Here is a 17,450-nt window from a genome sequence, read left to right on the forward strand (position 1 = left end):
CCGATGATAGTGCGGATTGCCCGTGTGAAAGTAGGTAATCGTCAGGCTCCTCATGCTGCAAACAAAAACCCCACCCCGCAAAGGTGGGGTTTTTGCGTTTCGTCTTCACTATAAGTGAGAGCCTCGTGTTCTGGGTCGCAAATAACGCTTGACAATAGCTTGTTGCTACCCCATAATCGATAGTTCTCTGCGGAGGGGTGCCCGAGTGGCTAAAGGGGGCAGACTGTAAATCTGTTGGCTTACGCCTACGTTGGTTCGAATCCAACCTCCTCCACCAGAATTCAAGCGGTAAGGGAATCCAACCCTCGCGGGTGTAGCTCAATGGTAGAGCAGAAGCCTTCCAAGCTTATGACGAGGGTTCGATTCCCTTCACCCGCTCCAGTGTCGGTTAGTTAGTGCCCATGTGGCTCAGTGGTAGAGCACTCCCTTGGTAAGGGAGAGGTCGGCAGTTCGATCCTGCCCATGGGCACCAGTCGTATAAGTCTAGTGAGTAGTAAGTTGCGCGCGGCGCAAGGTGCGAAAATCCTGTTAGGAGTCGAAAATGGCCAAAGGTAAATTCGAGCGGACCAAGCCGCACGTGAACGTGGGCACGATCGGTCACGTTGACCACGGCAAGACCACGCTGACGGCAGCGATCACGACGGTGCTGACCAAGAAGTTCGGCGGCGAAGCAAAGGCGTACGACCAGATCGATGCAGCGCCGGAAGAAAAGGCACGTGGTATCACGATCAACACCGCGCACGTCGAGTACGAAACGGCTAACCGCCACTACGCACACGTCGACTGCCCGGGCCACGCCGACTATGTGAAGAACATGATCACGGGCGCGGCGCAGATGGACGGCGCAATCCTGGTGTGCTCGGCCGCTGACGGCCCGATGCCGCAAACGCGTGAGCACATCCTGCTGGCGCGTCAGGTCGGTGTGCCGTACATCATCGTGTTCCTGAACAAGTGCGACATGGTCGACGACGCCGAGCTGCTCGAGCTGGTCGAAATGGAAGTGCGCGAACTTCTGTCGAAGTACGACTTCCCGGGCGACGACACGCCGATCATCAAGGGTTCGGCAAAGCTCGCGCTGGAAGGCGACACGGGCGAGCTGGGCGAAGTGGCGATCATGAGCCTGGCCGACGCGCTGGACACGTACATCCCGACGCCGGAACGCGCAGTTGACGGCTCGTTCCTGATGCCGGTGGAAGACGTGTTCTCGATCTCGGGTCGCGGCACGGTGGTGACGGGTCGTATCGAGCGCGGTGTGGTGAAGGTTGGCGAGGAAATTGAAATCGTCGGTATCAAGACGACGGTGAAGACGACCTGCACGGGCGTGGAAATGTTCCGCAAGCTGCTCGACCAAGGTCAGGCGGGCGACAACGTCGGTATCCTGCTGCGCGGCACGAAGCGTGAAGACGTCGAGCGTGGCCAGGTGCTGGCCAAGCCGGGTTCGATCACGCCGCACACGCACTTCACCGCTGAAGTGTACGTGCTGAGCAAGGACGAAGGCGGCCGCCACACGCCGTTCTTCAACAACTACCGTCCGCAGTTTTACTTCCGTACGACGGACGTGACGGGCTCGATCGAGCTGCCGAAGGACAAGGAAATGGTGATGCCGGGCGACAACGTGTCGATCACGGTCAAGCTGATCGCCCCGATCGCCATGGAAGAAGGTCTGCGCTTCGCTATCCGTGAAGGCGGCCGTACCGTCGGCGCAGGTGTCGTTGCTAAGATTATCGAGTAAGAGCCAGAGATCTCTCGGTAGTCTGTAGTTTTCGGGGTCGGCGAAACCGTCGGCCCCAAATGGTTTAGGGGTATAGCTCAACTGGCAGAGCGTCGGTCTCCAAAACCGAAGGTTGGGGGTTCGATTCCCTCTGCCCCTGCCAAATTCTCGCGCCATGTGGCGCTGTTTAAGGTGTTATGGCGAATCCTTCCGTCGAAACTGTTAATACTTCCGGCGACAAGCTGATGTTGTCGGCTGGTGTATTGTTGGTCTTGGCCGGGTTCGTGGGTTTTTTTCTGCTCGACCGCCAAGAGTGGTATGTGCGCGGTGCGGCGCTTGCCGTCGGTCTGATCGCCGGTGTCGCTGTCGGTCTGGTTTCTGCGCCTGGTAAAAGCTTTATCGCGTTCGCCAAAGACTCCTACAAGGAAGTTCGCAAGGTTGTCTGGCCGACACGGAAAGAGGCAACGCAGACCACGCTTGTGGTGTTTGCATTTGTCCTCGTCATGGCCATTCTGCTTTGGCTTAGCGATAAGTCGATCGAATGGGTGATTTTCTCGGCGATTCTGGGTTGGAAATGATATGAGCGATACTCCGACATCCCCGAGTGGAAAGCGTTGGTATGTGGTGCACGCCTACTCCGGCATGGAGAAGAGCGTGCAACGTGCGCTTCAGGAGCGCATCGAGCGGGCCGGGATGCAAGACCAGTTTGGTCAAATTCTCGTCCCGACCGAAGAAGTGGTTGAAGTAAAGGGTGGTCACAAGTCGGTAACGGAACGTCGTTTCTTCCCAGGATACGTCTTGGTTGAGATGGAAATGACGGACGAAACGTGGCATCTGGTCAAGAACACGGCCAAGGTCACCGGATTCATCGGCGGCACGCGCAATCGGCCAAGCCCGATCTCCCCGCGTGAAGTCGAAAAGATCATGTCGCAGATGCAGGAAGGTGTCGAGAAGCCGCGGCCGAAGACACTTTTCGAGGTGGGCGAGATGGTTCGCGTGAAGGAAGGCCCTTTCACCGACTTCAACGGCAACGTCGAGGAAGTGAACTACGAGAAATCGAAGGTTCGTGTTTCTGTGACGATCTTTGGCCGATCGACACCGGTCGAACTCGAGTTCGGCCAAGTCGAAAAGACTTGATTCGAATACATCGCGCGTAGCCTCCTGGCTATCGCGCGATTCGCGCTTACGGTCCGCGTCATGACCGTTGAGGAGCGTCAGTAGGCGGCAACGTCGAACGCGCGCTATCACTCACCGAACGCTCACGCGTTCAGCAGAGGTTTTCAACATGGCAAAGAAAATCATCGGCTTTATTAAGCTGCAGATTCCTGCAGGTAAAGCCAACCCGTCGCCGCCGGTCGGTCCGGCACTGGGCCAGCGCGGCCTGAACATCATGGAGTTCTGCAAGGCGTTCAACGCGCAGACCCAGGGCATGGAGCCGGGTCTGCCGGTGCCGGTCGTCATTACGGCATTCGCGGACAAGAGCTTCACGTTCATCATGAAGACGCCGCCGGCTACCGTTCTGATCAAGAAGGCAGCCGCTGTGCAGAAGGGTTCGCCCAAGCCGCACACCGACAAGGTCGGCAACATCACCCGCGCTCAAGCGGAAGAGATCGCGAAGACCAAGATGCCGGATCTTACGGCAGCTGATCTGGACGCCGCGGTGCGCACCATCGCTGGTAGCGCGCGTTCGATGGGTATCACTGTGGAGGGCGTGTAAATGGCTAAGCTTTCGAAGCGCCTTCAGGCATTCGCAAACAAGGTTGATCGTCAGAAGCTGTACGCGATCGACGACGCACTGGCTCTCGTGAAGGAATGCGCGAGCGCGAAGTTCGACGAGTCGATCGACGTTGCGGTGCAACTCGGCATTGATGCGAAGAAGTCGGACCAGGTCGTTCGTGGCTCGGTCGTTCTGCCGGCCGGTACCGGTAAGTCGGTGCGTGTTGCAGTGTTCGCGCAAGGCGAAAAGGCCGAGCAGGCTCGCGCCGCTGGTGCGGAAGTCGTCGGCATGGAAGACCTCGCTGAGCAAGTGAAGGCCGGTAACCTGGACTTCGACGTCGTGATCGCTTCGCCGGACACGATGCGCGTAGTCGGTACGCTGGGTCAGATCCTCGGTCCGCGCGGCCTGATGCCGAACCCGAAGGTTGGCACGGTTACGCCGGACGTCGCTCAGGCAGTTCGTAACGCCAAGGCCGGTCAGGTGCAGTTCCGCGTCGACAAGGCCGGTATCATCCACGGCACGATCGGTCGCGCATCGTTCGAACCGGCTTCGTTGCGTCAAAACCTGGCTGCGCTGATCGATGCGCTGCAAAAGGCCAAGCCGGCGACCAGCAAGGGCGTGTACCTGCGTAAGGTTGCACTGTCGAGCACGATGGGTGTCGGCGTTCGCGTGGATCAATCCACGCTGGCGCAGTAAAAGAATTTCGGCGCGGTCGTCAGGCCGCGTCTAACAGGGCTTTGGGCGGTTGTGCAGCGGCAATAGCGTTGCGCAACCGGTTGTCAAAGACCGTTGGTGGCGGTGCAGAAGTCGAGCAGCGCCTTAATTCAAGCCAACGCAGATGGCGAACCCGAAACAGTTTTGCAGTGGTTGAAGTCGTTTGTCGTGCGTCGTTAGACGGACACTAATCGATCGAAATACTCCTAACAGTCGGACGCCGTTGTTGAACGTGGTGCATGAGGGTTGGACACCCGAGTGCATCGAATCTGGAGGTTTAACCGTGCCACTGAACAAAGAAGATAAGCAGGCAGTCGTCGCTGAAGTCGCCGCGCATGTCGCGAAGGCTCAGACGATGGTGCTCGCTGAGTATCGTGGGATCACGGTTGGCGATCTGACCAAGCTGCGCGCGAAAGCGCGTGAGCAACAGGTGTATCTGCGCGTGTTGAAAAACACGCTGGCGCGTCGCGCTGTCGAAGGTACCCCGTTCGCTTCGCTGGCTGAGCAGATGACCGGTCCTCTGATCTACGGCATCTCGGAAGATGCCATTGCCGCTGCCAAGGTCGTCAACGACTTCGGCAAGAGCAATGACAAGTTGATCATCAAGGCTGGTTCCTACGAAGGCAAGGTGATGGACCAGGCAGGCGTGCAAGCGCTGGCCAGCATCCCGAGCCGTGAAGAGCTGCTCTCCAAGCTGTTGTTCGTCATGCAAGCGCCTGTTTCCGGCTTTGCGCGCGCTTTGGCCGCGCTTGCTGAGAAGCAAGGCGAAGCTGCATAACGCAGCCGCTTGGGCGCTCGTCGCTCAGTTAGGTATTAGCTAGATCGCTAGCTCGATCCGAATTCAATTTAGGAGTATTTCAAATGGCAATCGCAAAAGAAGACATCCTGGAAGCCGTTGGCGCGATGTCGGTTCTGGAACTGAACGAGCTGGTCAAGGCGTTCGAAGAAAAGTTTGGCGTGTCGGCAGCTGCTGTTGCTGTCGCTGGCCCGGCTGGTGGTGGTGCTGCCGCTGCTGCTGAAGAGCAAACCGAGTTCACCGTGAACCTGCTCGAAGCTGGCGCGAACAAGGTTTCCGTCATTAAGGCTGTTCGCGAACTGACGGGTCTCGGCCTGAAGGAAGCGAAGGACCTGGTCGACGGCGCACCGAAGCCCATCAAGGAAGCGGTGCCGAAGGCTGCAGCTGAAGAAGCGAAGAAGAAGCTGGAAGACGCAGGCGCGAAGGCTGAAATCAAGTAAGTTTCATTGCGCTATGCGAAGGCTGGCGGTTTTTCACCGCCGGCCTTTTTGTGCTTTGTGGGGACGGAGTTCTTATGCTTGCGAACAAGCATAAACGTCCCTGCAGAAGCCAAAGAAAACGGTCGGATCGGCAGAATTTTCCGGCAGTTCTCTTTGTCTTCTGAAGCGACTGCAGAAGGCAAGTTTGGTCGGGTAGCGGGAAACACAGGCATCCGCTGCCGTCAGCCAGCGGTTGGTAGCGGCCAACCACCAAGCTTCTAGACTCGCGCGTCCTCCCCGGACAGCGGCGCGGGTCTCAGTCGGTGAACACCGGGCCGTGTCGTCGAGGTATCCCGCCTCGGTAACGCCCGCCGTGATTCGGAGATCGTATGCAATATTCCTTCACCGAGAAGAAGCGTATTCGCAAGAGTTTCGCGAAGCGCCCCATCGTTCACCAAGTTCCCTTTTTGCTGGCGACCCAGCTTGAATCATTCCAGACGTTTCTGCAAGCGGATACGTCTTCCTCGCAGCGCAAAGCGGAAGGCTTGCAGGCCGCGTTTACGTCTGTTTTCCCGATCGTTTCGCACAACGGTTTTGCGCGTCTCGAGTTCGTCAGCTACATGCTGTCGCCGCCCGCATTCAACATCAAGGAATGCCAGCAGCGCGGCCTGACGTACTGTTCCGCCCTGCGCGCGAAGGTCCGTCTCGTTCTTCTCGACAAAGAGTCGCCGAGCAAGCCCGTCGTGAAGGAAGTGAAGGAGCAGGAAGTGTACATGGGCGAAATTCCGCTCATGACGCCTACCGGCTCGTTCGTCATCAACGGTACTGAGCGCGTGATCGTGTCGCAGCTCCACCGTTCACCTGGCGTGTTCTTCGAGCACGACAAGGGCAAGACGCATAGCTCCGGCAAGCTGCTGTTCTCGGCGCGGATCATTCCTTACCGTGGTTCGTGGCTCGACTTCGAATTCGACCCGAAGGACGTGCTGTACTTCCGTGTCGACCGTCGTCGCAAGATGCCGGTCACGATCCTGCTGAAGGCCATCGGTCTTTCGCCGGAACAGATCCTCGCGAACTTCTTCGTGTTCGACAACTTCGCGCTGATGAACGAAGGCGCGCAGATGGAGTTCGTGCCCGAGCGTCTGCGCGGTGAAGTCGCGCGCTTCGACATCCAGGATCGCGAAGGCAACGTCATCGTCACGAAGGACAAACGGATCAACGCGAAGCACATTCGCGACCTCGAAAACGCCAAGACGAAGTTCATCTCGGTGCCCGAGGAGTATCTGCTCGGCCGCGTGCTGGCAAAGAACGTGATCGATCCCGACACCGGCGAAGTCATCGCGAACGCCAACGAGGAAATCACGGAATCCGTCCTCGAAAAGCTCCGCGAAGCCAAGGTCAAGGACATCCAGACGCTCTACACGAACGATCTGGACCAAGGCCCGTACATCTCGTCGACGCTGCGTATCGACGAAACCGCGGACAAGATGGCCGCGCGCATTGCGATCTATCGCATGATGCGTCCGGGCGAGCCGCCGACCGAAGAAGCGGTCGAGGCGCTGTTCAACCGTCTGTTCTATAGCGAAGACGCGTACGACCTGTCGAAGGTTGGCCGCATGAAGTTCAATCGCCGCGTTGGCCGTGATGAAATCATCGGGCCGATGACGCTGCAGGACGACGACATCCTCGCGACCATCAAGATCCTCGTCGAGCTGCGCAACGGCAAGGGCGAAGTGGACGACATCGACCACTTGGGCAATCGTCGCGTGCGTTGCGTGGGCGAACTGGCGGAAAACCAGTTCCGCGCGGGTCTCGTGCGTGTGGAGCGCGCGGTCAAGGAACGCCTCGGCCAGGCCGAAAGCGAAAACCTGATGCCGCACGACCTGATCAACTCGAAGCCGATTTCGTCGGCGATTCGCGAGTTCTTCGGTTCGTCGCAGCTCTCGCAGTTCATGGACCAGACCAATCCGCTGTCGGAAATCACGCACAAGCGCCGCGTTTCCGCACTCGGGCCGGGCGGTCTGACGCGCGAGCGCGCAGGCTTCGAAGTCCGCGACGTGCACCCGACGCACTATGGCCGCGTGTGCCCGATTGAAACGCCGGAAGGTCCGAACATCGGCCTGATCAACTCGCTCGCTCTGTACGCGCACCTGAACGAATATGGCTTCCTCGAAACGCCGTATCGCAAGGTCGTGGATAGCAAGGTGACGGATCAGATCGACTATCTGTCGGCGATCGAAGAAGGTCGTTACGTGATCGCTCAGGCGAACGCGGCAGTCGGCGAAGACGGCACGCTGACCGACGAACTCGTGTCGTCGCGTGAAGCCGGCGAAACGATGATGGTCACGCCGGACCGCATTCAGTACATGGACGTGGCGCCGTCGCAGATCGTGTCGGTGGCGGCATCGCTGATTCCGTTCCTCGAGCACGACGACGCGAACCGCGCGTTGATGGGCTCGAACATGCAGCGTCAGGCCGTGCCGTGTCTGCGTCCGGAAAAGCCGGTCGTCGGTACGGGCATCGAGCGTACGGTGGCGGTCGACTCGGGCACGACGGTTCAGGCAATGCGCGGCGGCGTCGTCGATTACGTCGACGCGGGCCGTATCGTGATTCGCGTGAACGACGACGAAGCAGTAGCCGGTGATGTCGGCGTGGACATCTATAACCTGATCAAGTACACGCGTTCGAACCAGAACACGAACATCAACCAGCGTCCGATCGCAAAGATGGGTGACAAGGTTGCGCGCGGCGACGTGCTGGCTGACGGCGCCTCGACGGATCTGGGCGAGCTCGCGCTCGGCCAGAACATGCTGGTCGCGTTCATGCCGTGGAACGGCTACAACTTCGAAGACTCGATCCTGATCTCGGAAAAAGTCGTGGCCGACGACCGTTACACGTCGATCCACATCGAAGAACTGAACGTCGTCGCTCGCGACACGAAGCTCGGACCGGAAGAAATCACGCGCGACATTTCGAACCTCGCGGAAGTGCAGCTTGGCCGTCTCGACGAGTCGGGCATCGTGTACATCGGCGCGGAAGTCGAAGCGGGCGACGTGCTGGTCGGCAAGGTCACGCCTAAGGGCGAAACCCAGCTGACGCCGGAAGAAAAGCTGCTGCGCGCGATCTTCGGCGAGAAGGCTTCCGACGTGAAGGACACGTCGCTGCGCGTGCCGTCGGGCATGAGCGGCACGGTCATCGACGTGCAAGTGTTCACGCGCGAAGGCATCACGCGCGACAAGCGTGCACAACAGATCATCGACGATGAACTGAAGCGCTATCGCCTCGATTTGAACGACCAGCTGCGTATCGTGGAAGGCGATGCATTCCAGCGTCTCGCGCGCATGTTGAACGGCAAGGTCGCGAACGGCGGTCCGAAGAAGCTCGCGAAGGGCACGAAGATCGACCTGGCGTACCTCGAAGACCTCGACCACTACCACTGGTTCGACATCCGCCTCGCGGACGAAGAAGCAGCAGCGCAGCTGGAAGCGATCAAGGACTCGATCGAGCAGAAGCGTCACCAGTTCGACCTCGCGTTCGAAGAGAAGCGCAAGAAGCTCACGCAAGGCGACGAACTGCCGCCGGGCGTGCTGAAGATGGTCAAGGTGTATCTCGCGGTCAAGCGTCGCCTGCAGCCTGGCGACAAGATGGCGGGCCGTCACGGTAACAAGGGTGTCGTGTCGAAGATCGTGCCGATCGAAGACATGCCGTACATGGCCGATGGCCGTCCGGCTGACGTCGTGCTCAACCCGCTCGGCGTTCCGTCGCGGATGAACGTGGGTCAGATTCTCGAAGTGCATCTGGGCTGGGCCGCGAAGGGTCTCGGCTGGCGCATCGGCGAAATGATGCAGCGTCAGGCGAAGATCGAAGAAATGCGTGTGTTCCTGACGCAGATTTATAACGAGTCGGGCCGCAAGGAAGAGCTGGAAAGCTTCTCCGACGACGAAATCCTCGAACTCGCGAAGAATCTGCGCGAAGGCGTGCCGTTCGCAACGCCGGTGTTCGACGGCGCCACGGAAGGCGAAATGGAGCGCGCGCTGGATCTGGCGTTCCCCGACGACATCGCCCAGAACCTGGGCATGAACTCGTCGAAGAACCAGGTCACGCTGCACGACGGCCGCACGGGTGAGCCGTTCGAGCGTAAGGTCACGGTCGGCTACATGCACTACCTGAAGCTGCACCACCTGGTCGACGACAAGATGCATGCGCGTTCGACCGGTCCGTACTCGCTCGTTACGCAGCAGCCGCTGGGTGGTAAGGCGCAGTTCGGTGGTCAGCGCTTCGGTGAAATGGAAGTGTGGGCGCTCGAGGCGTATGGCGCATCGTATGTGCTGCAGGAAATGCTGACGGTCAAGTCGGACGACGTGACGGGCCGGACCAAGGTTTATGAGAACCTGGTCAAGGGCGATCACGTGATCGACGCGGGCATGCCGGAATCCTTCAACGTTTTGGTGAAGGAAATCCGCTCGCTCGGTATCGATATCGATCTCGACCGCAACTAATCGGACTACGGAGAGAAAGCAATGAAAGCTCTGCTCGATCTATTCAAGCAAGTCCAACAAGAAGAAGTCTTTGATGCGATCAAGATCGGCCTCGCGTCGCCCGACAAGATCCGTTCGTGGTCGTTCGGCGAAGTGAAGAAGCCGGAGACCATCAACTACCGCACGTTCAAGCCGGAGCGGGATGGTCTGTTTTGCGCCAAGATTTTCGGGCCGATCAAGGACTACGAGTGCCTGTGCGGCAAGTACAAGCGCCTGAAGCACCGTGGCGTGATCTGTGAAAAGTGCGGCGTCGAAGTGACGCTGGCGAAGGTGCGCCGTGAGCGGATGGGCCACATCGAGCTGGCCTCGCCGGTCGCGCACATCTGGTTCCTGAAGTCGCTGCCGTCGCGTCTGGGCATGGTGCTCGACATGACGCTGCGCGACATCGAGCGCGTGCTGTACTTCGAAGCATACGTAGTCATCGATCCGGGCATGACGCCGCTGAAAGCGCGGCAGATCATGACCGAAGAGGATTACTACAACAAGGTCGAAGAGTACGGTGACGAGTTCCGCGCCGAGATGGGCGCGGAAGGCGTGCGCGAGCTGCTGCGCGCGATCAACATCGACGAACAGGTCGAAACGCTGCGCACGGAACTGAAGAACACCGGCTCCGAAGCGAAGATCAAGAAGTACGCGAAGCGCCTGAAGGTGCTCGAGGCCTTCCAGCGTTCGGGCATCAAGCCTGACTGGATGGTGCTCGAAGTGCTGCCGGTGCTGCCGCCGGAACTGCGTCCGCTCGTGCCGCTCGACGGCGGCCGTTTCGCGACGTCGGACCTGAACGACCTGTATCGCCGCGTGATCAACCGTAACAACCGGTTGAAGCGTCTGCTCGAACTGAAGGCGCCTGAAATCATCGTTCGCAACGAAAAGCGGATGCTGCAGGAAGCCGTCGATTCGCTGCTCGACAACGGTCGTCGCGGCAAGGCCATGACGGGCGCGAACAAGCGTCCGTTGAAGTCGCTCGCCGACATGATCAAGGGCAAGGGCGGTCGTTTCCGTCAGAACTTGCTCGGTAAGCGCGTCGACTACTCGGGCCGTTCGGTCATCGTCGTGGGTCCGACGCTCAAGCTGCATCAGTGCGGTCTGCCGAAGCTGATGGCGCTCGAACTGTTCAAGCCTTTCATCTTCAACAAGCTGGAAGTGATGGGCGTCGCGACGACCATCAAGGCCGCGAAGAAGGAAGTCGAGAACCAGACGCCGGTGGTGTGGGACATCCTCGAAGAGGTGATCCGCGAGCATCCGGTCATGCTGAACCGCGCACCGACGCTGCACCGTCTCGGCATTCAGGCTTTCGAGCCGGTGCTGATCGAAGGTAAGGCAATCCAGCTGCACCCGCTCGTTTGCGCGGCGTTCAACGCCGACTTCGACGGTGACCAGATGGCCGTGCACGTGCCGCTGTCGCTCGAAGCGCAGATGGAAGCGCGCACGCTGATGCTGGCGTCGAACAACGTCCTGTTCCCGGCCAACGGCGATCCGTCGATCGTGCCGTCGCAGGATATCGTGCTCGGCCTGTATTACGCATCGCGTGAAGCGGTGAACGGCAAGGGCGAAGGCCTGACGTTCACGGGCGTGTCCGAAGTGATTCGCGCGTACGAGAACAAGGAAGTCGAGCTGGCTTCGCGCGTCAACGTCCGCATCACCGAAATGGTGGCGAACGAAGATCAGAGCGAAGGCGCGCCGAAGTTCGTGCCGAAGATCACGCTGTACGCGACGACCGTCGGCCGTTCGATCCTGTCGGAGATTCTGCCGCCGGGCCTGCCGTTCTCGGTGCTGAACAAGCCGCTGAAGAAGAAGGAAATCTCGCGCCTGATCAACACGGCGTTCCGCAAGTGCGGTCTGCGCGAGACGGTGATCTTCGCCGACCAGCTCATGCAGATGGGTTTCCGTCTCGCAACGCGCGCCGGCATCTCGATTTGCGTGGACGACATGCTCGTTCCGCCGCAGAAAGAGACGATCGTCGGCGACGCCGCGAAGAAGGTGAAGGAGTACGACCGTCAGTACATGTCCGGTCTCGTCACCGCGCAAGAGCGCTACAACAACGTGGTCGACATCTGGTCGGCGACGTCGGAAGCGGTCGGCAAGGCGATGATGGAGCAGCTCGCAACCGAGCCCGTGGTGGATCGCGAAGGCAAGGAAACGAAGCAGGAGTCGTTCAACTCCATCTACATGATGGCCGACTCGGGCGCGCGTGGTTCCGCCGTGCAGATTCGTCAGCTCGCCGGTATGCGCGGCCTGATGGCGAAGCCGGACGGCTCGATCATCGAAACGCCGATTACCGCGAACTTCCGCGAAGGCCTGAACGTGCTGCAGTACTTCATCTCGACGCACGGTGCACGTAAGGGTCTGGCGGATACGGCGCTGAAGACGGCGAACTCGGGTTACCTGACGCGTCGTCTCGTCGACGTGACGCAGGATCTGGTCGTGGTCGAAGAAGATTGCGGCACGTCGAACGGCGTGGCGATGAAGGCGCTGGTCGAAGGCGGTGAAGTCGTCGAAGCGCTGCGTGACCGTATTCTCGGTCGCGTCGCGGTGGCGGACGTCGTCAATCCGGAAACGCAAGAGACGATGTACGCGTCCGGCGAACTGCTCGACGAAGACGCGGTGGAAGAGATCGAGCGCCTCGGCATCGACGAAGTCCGCGTGCGTACGCCGCTGACCTGCGAAACGCGTTACGGCCTGTGCGCATCGTGCTACGGCCGCGACCTGGGTCGTGGTTCGCGCGTGAACGTCGGCGAAGCGGTCGGCGTGATCGCGGCGCAGTCGATCGGCGAACCGGGCACGCAGCTCACGATGCGTACGTTCCACATCGGTGGTGCGGCGTCGCGTGCGGCGGTTGCATCGACGGTCGAAGCGAAGTCGAACGGTACGGTGCGTTTCACGGCCACGATGCGCTACGTCACCAACGCCAAGGGCGAGCAGGTCGTCATCTCGCGTTCGGGCGAGGCGATCATCGCGGACGACTTCGGTCGCGAGCGTGAGCGTCACAAAGTGCCGTACGGCGCGACGCTGCTGCAACTCGACGGCGCGCAGATCAAGGCCGGCGCGCAACTCGCGCAGTGGGATCCGCTGACGCGCCCGATCATCACCGAGTGGGGCGGTACGGTGAAGTTCGAGAACGTCGAAGAAGGCGTGACGGTTGCCAAGCAGATCGACGACGTGACCGGTCTTTCGACCCTCGTCGTGATCGATGCGAAGCGCCGCGGCTCGCAGGCTGGCAAGAGCGTGCGTCCGCAGGTCAAGCTGCTCGACGCAAACGGCGAGGAAGTGAAGATCCCGAACACCGAGCATTCGGTGCAGATCGGCTTCCAGGTCGGCGCACTGATCACCGTTAAGGATGGTCAGCAAGTGCAGGTCGGTGAAGTGCTGGCGCGTATCCCGGTTGAAGCGCAGAAGACGCGTGACATTACCGGTGGTCTGCCGCGTGTGGCCGAACTGTTCGAAGCGCGCTCGCCGAAGGACGCCGGCATTCTGGCGGAAGTCACGGGCACGACGTCGTTCGGTAAGGACACGAAGGGCAAGCAGCGTCTCGTCATCACGGATCTCGAGGGCAATCAGCACGAGTTCCTGATCGCGAAGGAAAAGCAGGTGCTGGTGCACGATGGTCAGGTCGTCAACAAGGGCGAAATGATCGTCGACGGTCCTGCCGATCCGCACGATATCTTGCGTCTGCAGGGTATCGAGGCGCTGTCGCGCTACATCGTGGACGAAGTGCAGGACGTGTACCGTCTGCAGGGCGTGAAGATCAACGACAAGCACATCGAAGTGATCGTGCGCCAGATGCTGCGCCGTGTTCAGATCACCGACAACGGCGATACGCGCTTCATTCCGGGCGAACAAGTCGAGCGATCGGACATGCTCGACGAGAACGACCGCATGATCGCGGAAGACAAGCGTCCGGCGACCTACGAGAACGTGCTGCTGGGTATCACGAAGGCGTCGCTGTCGACGGATTCGTTCATCTCGGCGGCGTCGTTCCAGGAAACCACTCGCGTGCTGACCGAAGCTGCGATCATGGGCAAGCGCGACGATCTGCGTGGCCTGAAGGAAAACGTGATCGTCGGCCGTCTGATTCCGGCCGGTACGGGTCTCGCGTTCCACAAGGCGCGCAAGACGAAGGAGTCGGCGGATCGCGAACGCTTCGACCAGATCGCTGCCGAAGAGGCATTCGATTTCGGTACGCCGGAAACCCCGGCAGCGGAGCAGCAGCCGCATACCAACGAGTAAGCGAGCCGCGTTTCTCGTAGCACCCTCAAACCGCCCGGTACGCGCCGGGCGGTTTTTTTTCACCTCGCGTTTTCGTAACGCGCCTCGTCCGAACGGCCAACGTCACGATGACCGCGTGTCGTTCGAGCGTGCGTTGATAAAATCCGATATTCCCCCATGCCGCAGTTCGCGCCTCCGCTATGACCCGTTCGCTCCAGATCCTCAATGAAGTTTTCGGCTATCCGGCGTTTCGCGGACAGCAGGCGGAGATCGTCGAGCACGTTGCCAACGGCGGCGATTCGCTCGTGCTGATGCCGACGGGCGGCGGAAAATCGTTGTGCTATCAGATTCCGTCGCTGGTGCGGAAGGAAGCGGGCTTCGGCGCGGGAATCGTCGTGTCGCCGCTGATCGCGCTGATGCAGGATCAGGTCGCGGCGCTCACCGAAGTCGGCGTGCGCGCCGCATATCTCAATTCGACGCTGTCGGGCGCCGAAGCCGCCGCGACCGAGCGCGCGCTGCGCAACGGCACGATCGACATGCTCTACGTGGCGCCCGAGCGCCTGATGACTCCGCGCTTCCTCGAGCTGCTCGACAGTTCGCCGGTCGGCCTGTTCGCCATCGACGAGGCGCACTGCGTCTCGCAGTGGGGCCACGATTTCCGGCCCGAGTACATTCAGCTCTCCGTGCTGCATGAGCGGTTTCCGAACGTCCCGCGCATCGCGCTGACGGCGACCGCCGACGCGATCACGCGCGACGAAATCGTGCATCGGCTGGCGCTCGACGACGCCCGCATTTTCGTGTCCAGCTTCGATCGGCCGAACATCCGCTATCGGATCGTCGAGAAGGACAACGCGCGCTCGCAACTGCTCGATTTCATTCGCGCAGAGCACACGAACAGCGACGGCACGACCGACGCGGGCGTGGTCTATTGCCTCTCGCGCCGGAAGGTGGAAGAGACCGCCGAATGGCTCAAAGGGCAGGGTCTCCGCGCGCTGCCGTATCACGCGGGCATGGAGTTCGAAACGCGGCAGAAGCATCAGGAGATGTTTCAGCGCGAGGAGGGCATCGTCATGTGCGCGACGATCGCCTTCGGCATGGGCATCGACAAACCGGACGTGCGCTTCGTCGCGCATCTGGACTTGCCAAAGAGCGTCGAGGGCTACTATCAGGAAACAGGCCGCGCGGGCCGCGACGGGATGCCCGCGAACGCATGGATGGCCTACGGTCTGGGCGACGTCGTGCAGCAACGCAAGATGATCGACGAGTCCGATGCCGACGACGCCCACAAGCGTGTCCAGGGCGGCAAGCTCGATGCGCTCCTGGGCCTCTGCGAAGCCGCCACGTGCCGGCGCGTGCGCCTGCTCGCGTACTTCGGCGAGACGAGCACGCCATGCGGAAACTGCGACACATGCCTGGAACCGCCCGCATCCTTCGATGCCACGCGCGAAGCGCAGATGGCGCTGTCGTGCGTGTATCGCGCGCACAAGGCGAGCGGCTTCCATTTCGGCGCGGGGCATCTGATCGACATCCTGCGCGGGACGCGTAGCGAGAAAGTGCTGCAACGCGGCCACGAGAAGATTTCGACTTTCGGCGTCGGGGCGGCGCTGTCCGAGCAGGAATGGCGCGCGGTGTTCCGGCAGCTCGTCGCGTTCGGCTATCTGGCCGTCGATCACGACGGCTTCGGCGCGCTCGTTCTCACCGACGCGAGCAAGCCGGTGCTCAAGGGCGAAGAACGCGTCACCCTCCGCAAGTACGTGAAGCCCGTGCGCAACCGGCAATCGTCGGGGCGCACCGGCGAACGCGCCGATCCGACGGCGGGCATGTCGGCGCGCGAGAAGGCGCGCTGGGAACGCTTGCGGACCTGGCGCTCGGAAACCGCGAAGAGCGACGGCGTGCCGGCCTATGTCATCTTCCACGACGCGACGCTCGCCGAAATCGCCCGCAGCGATCCAGACACGATCGACGATCTGCGGCATATCCCCGGCATCGGCGTGCGAAAACTGGAGCGTTTCGGCGACGAACTGCTCGACGTGGTCGGCGCGGATTGATGTTCCCGCGGTGCGTCGCGCATTAATTCACGCAACGTGTTGACCGCATTGGGATTTTCAGAATATCATGCTAGGTTCTCGTTCTTGGGGAAATTTCGGACGCGGCCCTAAAGCCGGTCGGTCCGGGCGAATCCATCCACGAGAGAGTCAGACGCGCGGTTCCTCACGCTTTGCCCGTTCGGAATCGCGCCGATTTTGTTCATTTTTAGGATTAGACAATGCCAACCATCAATCAACTGGTTCGCAAAGGCCGCACGTCGGAAACGACGAAGAGCAAGTCGCCGGCCCTGCAGGACTGCCCGCAGCGTCGCGGCGTGTGCACCCGCGTGTACACGACGACGCCGAAGAAGCCGAACTCGGCACTTCGTAAAGTTGCAAAGGTTCGCCTCACGAATGGCTTCGAAGTCATTTCGTACATCGGCGGTGAAGGCCACAACCTGCAGGAACACTCGGTCGTGCTGATTCGCGGCGGCCGTGTGAAGGACTTGCCGGGTGTGCGTTACCACATGGTTCGCGGCTCGCTGGATACCCAGGGCGTCAAGGATCGTAAGCAAGCTCGCTCGAAGTACGGTGCGAAGCGTGCCAAGGCTGGCAAGTAATAGCCAGCCGTTGCAGTCGTATGAGGTCGCCGCAAGGCGGTAAAGGCGGTGGTGCCGGAAGTGCCGGTGCTATCGAGTAAGTGGTCACCCGGCCAAGCTGGTTTAGTCGAGAGATGGATCGGGTTAGTTGGTGGCCGCGGAGCGAACAACGCTCCAACTGAAAAAGTAAAGGAAGAATCATGCCGCGTCGTCGCGAAGTCCCCAAGCGGGAAGTGTTGCCGGATCCGAAGTTCGGCAACGTAGATGTAGCCAAGTTCATGAACGTGCTGATGCTGTCCGGCAAGAAGTCGGTTGCCGAGCGTATCGTGTACGGCGCTTTTGAGCAGATCCAGACCAAGGGTGGCAAGGACCCGCTGGAAGTGTTCACGGTCGCGCTCAACAACGTGAAGCCGGTGGTCGAAGTGAAGAGCCGCCGCGTTGGTGGTGCGAACTATCAAGTTCCGGTCGAAGTGCGTCCCTCGCGTCGTATGGCATTGGCGATGCGTTGGTTGCGTGAAGCCGCGAAGAAGCGCAGCGAAAAGTCGATGGCCCTGCGCCTGGCAGGTGAGCTCTCCGAAGCGGCTGAAGGCCGCGGCGGCGCGATGAAGAAGCGCGACGAAGTTCACCGCATGGCTGAGGCCAACAAGGCATTCTCGCATTTCCGTTTCTAAGCTCCCGCTCGTAGAGCAAACGGAAAAATAAGGGCGGGTGCGCTGTTCCAGGCGCCTC

At 60.5% G+C, this 17,450-nt stretch carries 12 protein-coding genes and 4 tRNA genes; all 16 read left to right on the top strand.

Going from position 1 to position 17,450, the window contains the following annotated elements:
* The first annotated feature begins 191 nt into the window (after positions 1–191).
* Positions 192–277 (top strand) — tRNA-Tyr (locus AB6804_RS24145).
* Between the two features lie 30 nt (positions 278–307).
* Positions 308–381: transfer RNA gene (locus AB6804_RS24150), tRNA-Gly, on the top strand.
* 16 nt (positions 382–397) lie between these two features.
* Positions 398–472 (top strand) — tRNA-Thr (locus tag AB6804_RS24155).
* A 69-nt stretch (positions 473–541) separates the two neighbouring features.
* Positions 542–1,732: an elongation factor Tu gene (gene tuf, locus AB6804_RS24160; protein ID WP_061126160.1), complete on the top strand. Its 1,191-nt coding sequence runs from the start codon at positions 542–544 to the stop codon at positions 1,730–1,732.
* A 66-nt stretch (positions 1,733–1,798) separates the two neighbouring features.
* Positions 1,799–1,874, top strand: a tRNA-Trp gene (locus AB6804_RS24165).
* A gap of 34 nt (positions 1,875–1,908) precedes the next feature.
* Positions 1,909–2,289, top strand: coding sequence for a preprotein translocase subunit SecE (gene secE / locus AB6804_RS24170; protein WP_035970528.1), 381 nt, complete (start codon positions 1,909–1,911; stop codon positions 2,287–2,289).
* Between the two features lies 1 nt (position 2,290).
* On the top strand, positions 2,291–2,848 hold the full coding sequence (gene nusG, locus AB6804_RS24175; protein WP_035970531.1) for a transcription termination/antitermination protein NusG: 558 nt from the start codon (positions 2,291–2,293) through the stop codon (positions 2,846–2,848).
* A gap of 148 nt (positions 2,849–2,996) precedes the next feature.
* On the top strand, positions 2,997–3,428 hold the full coding sequence (rplK, locus tag AB6804_RS24180) for a 50S ribosomal protein L11 (RefSeq protein WP_035970533.1): 432 nt from the start codon (positions 2,997–2,999) through the stop codon (positions 3,426–3,428).
* Entirely contained in the window at positions 3,429–4,124 is a 696-nt protein-coding gene (rplA, locus tag AB6804_RS24185) for a 50S ribosomal protein L1 (RefSeq protein ID WP_035970535.1), read from the top strand.
* Positions 4,125–4,425: 301 nt separating this feature from the next.
* The gene (gene rplJ, locus AB6804_RS24190; protein WP_370888634.1) at positions 4,426–4,920 is read left to right on the top strand and encodes a 50S ribosomal protein L10; all 495 of its coding nucleotides are present in this window, start codon (positions 4,426–4,428) and stop codon (positions 4,918–4,920) included.
* Between the two features lie 83 nt (positions 4,921–5,003).
* Positions 5,004–5,378, top strand: coding sequence for a 50S ribosomal protein L7/L12 (rplL, locus tag AB6804_RS24195; protein ID WP_035970538.1), 375 nt, complete (start codon positions 5,004–5,006; stop codon positions 5,376–5,378).
* A gap of 368 nt (positions 5,379–5,746) precedes the next feature.
* Positions 5,747–9,853 carry a DNA-directed RNA polymerase subunit beta gene (rpoB, locus tag AB6804_RS24200; RefSeq protein ID WP_370888635.1) on the top strand — a complete coding sequence of 1,369 codons (4,107 nt, stop codon included), beginning with the start codon at positions 5,747–5,749 and terminating at the stop codon, positions 9,851–9,853.
* A gap of 21 nt (positions 9,854–9,874) precedes the next feature.
* Positions 9,875–14,116, top strand: coding sequence for a DNA-directed RNA polymerase subunit beta' (rpoC, locus tag AB6804_RS24205; RefSeq protein WP_035970543.1), 4,242 nt, complete (start codon positions 9,875–9,877; stop codon positions 14,114–14,116).
* Positions 14,117–14,295: 179 nt separating this feature from the next.
* A complete protein-coding gene (recQ, locus tag AB6804_RS24210; protein WP_370888636.1) occupies positions 14,296–16,143 on the top strand; it encodes a DNA helicase RecQ in 1,848 nt (615 codons plus the stop codon).
* Between the two features lie 218 nt (positions 16,144–16,361).
* Entirely contained in the window at positions 16,362–16,742 is a 381-nt protein-coding gene (rpsL, locus tag AB6804_RS24215; protein WP_006053290.1) for a 30S ribosomal protein S12, read from the top strand.
* A gap of 179 nt (positions 16,743–16,921) precedes the next feature.
* The gene (gene rpsG / locus AB6804_RS24220; RefSeq protein WP_006053291.1) at positions 16,922–17,392 is read left to right on the top strand and encodes a 30S ribosomal protein S7; all 471 of its coding nucleotides are present in this window, start codon (positions 16,922–16,924) and stop codon (positions 17,390–17,392) included.
* The last annotated feature ends 58 nt before the right edge of the window (positions 17,393–17,450 follow it).

The sequence above is a fragment of the Caballeronia sp. RCC_10 genome, from assembly GCF_041360715.1.
Classification (GTDB): Bacteria; Pseudomonadota; Gammaproteobacteria; order Burkholderiales; family Burkholderiaceae; genus Caballeronia; species Caballeronia grimmiae.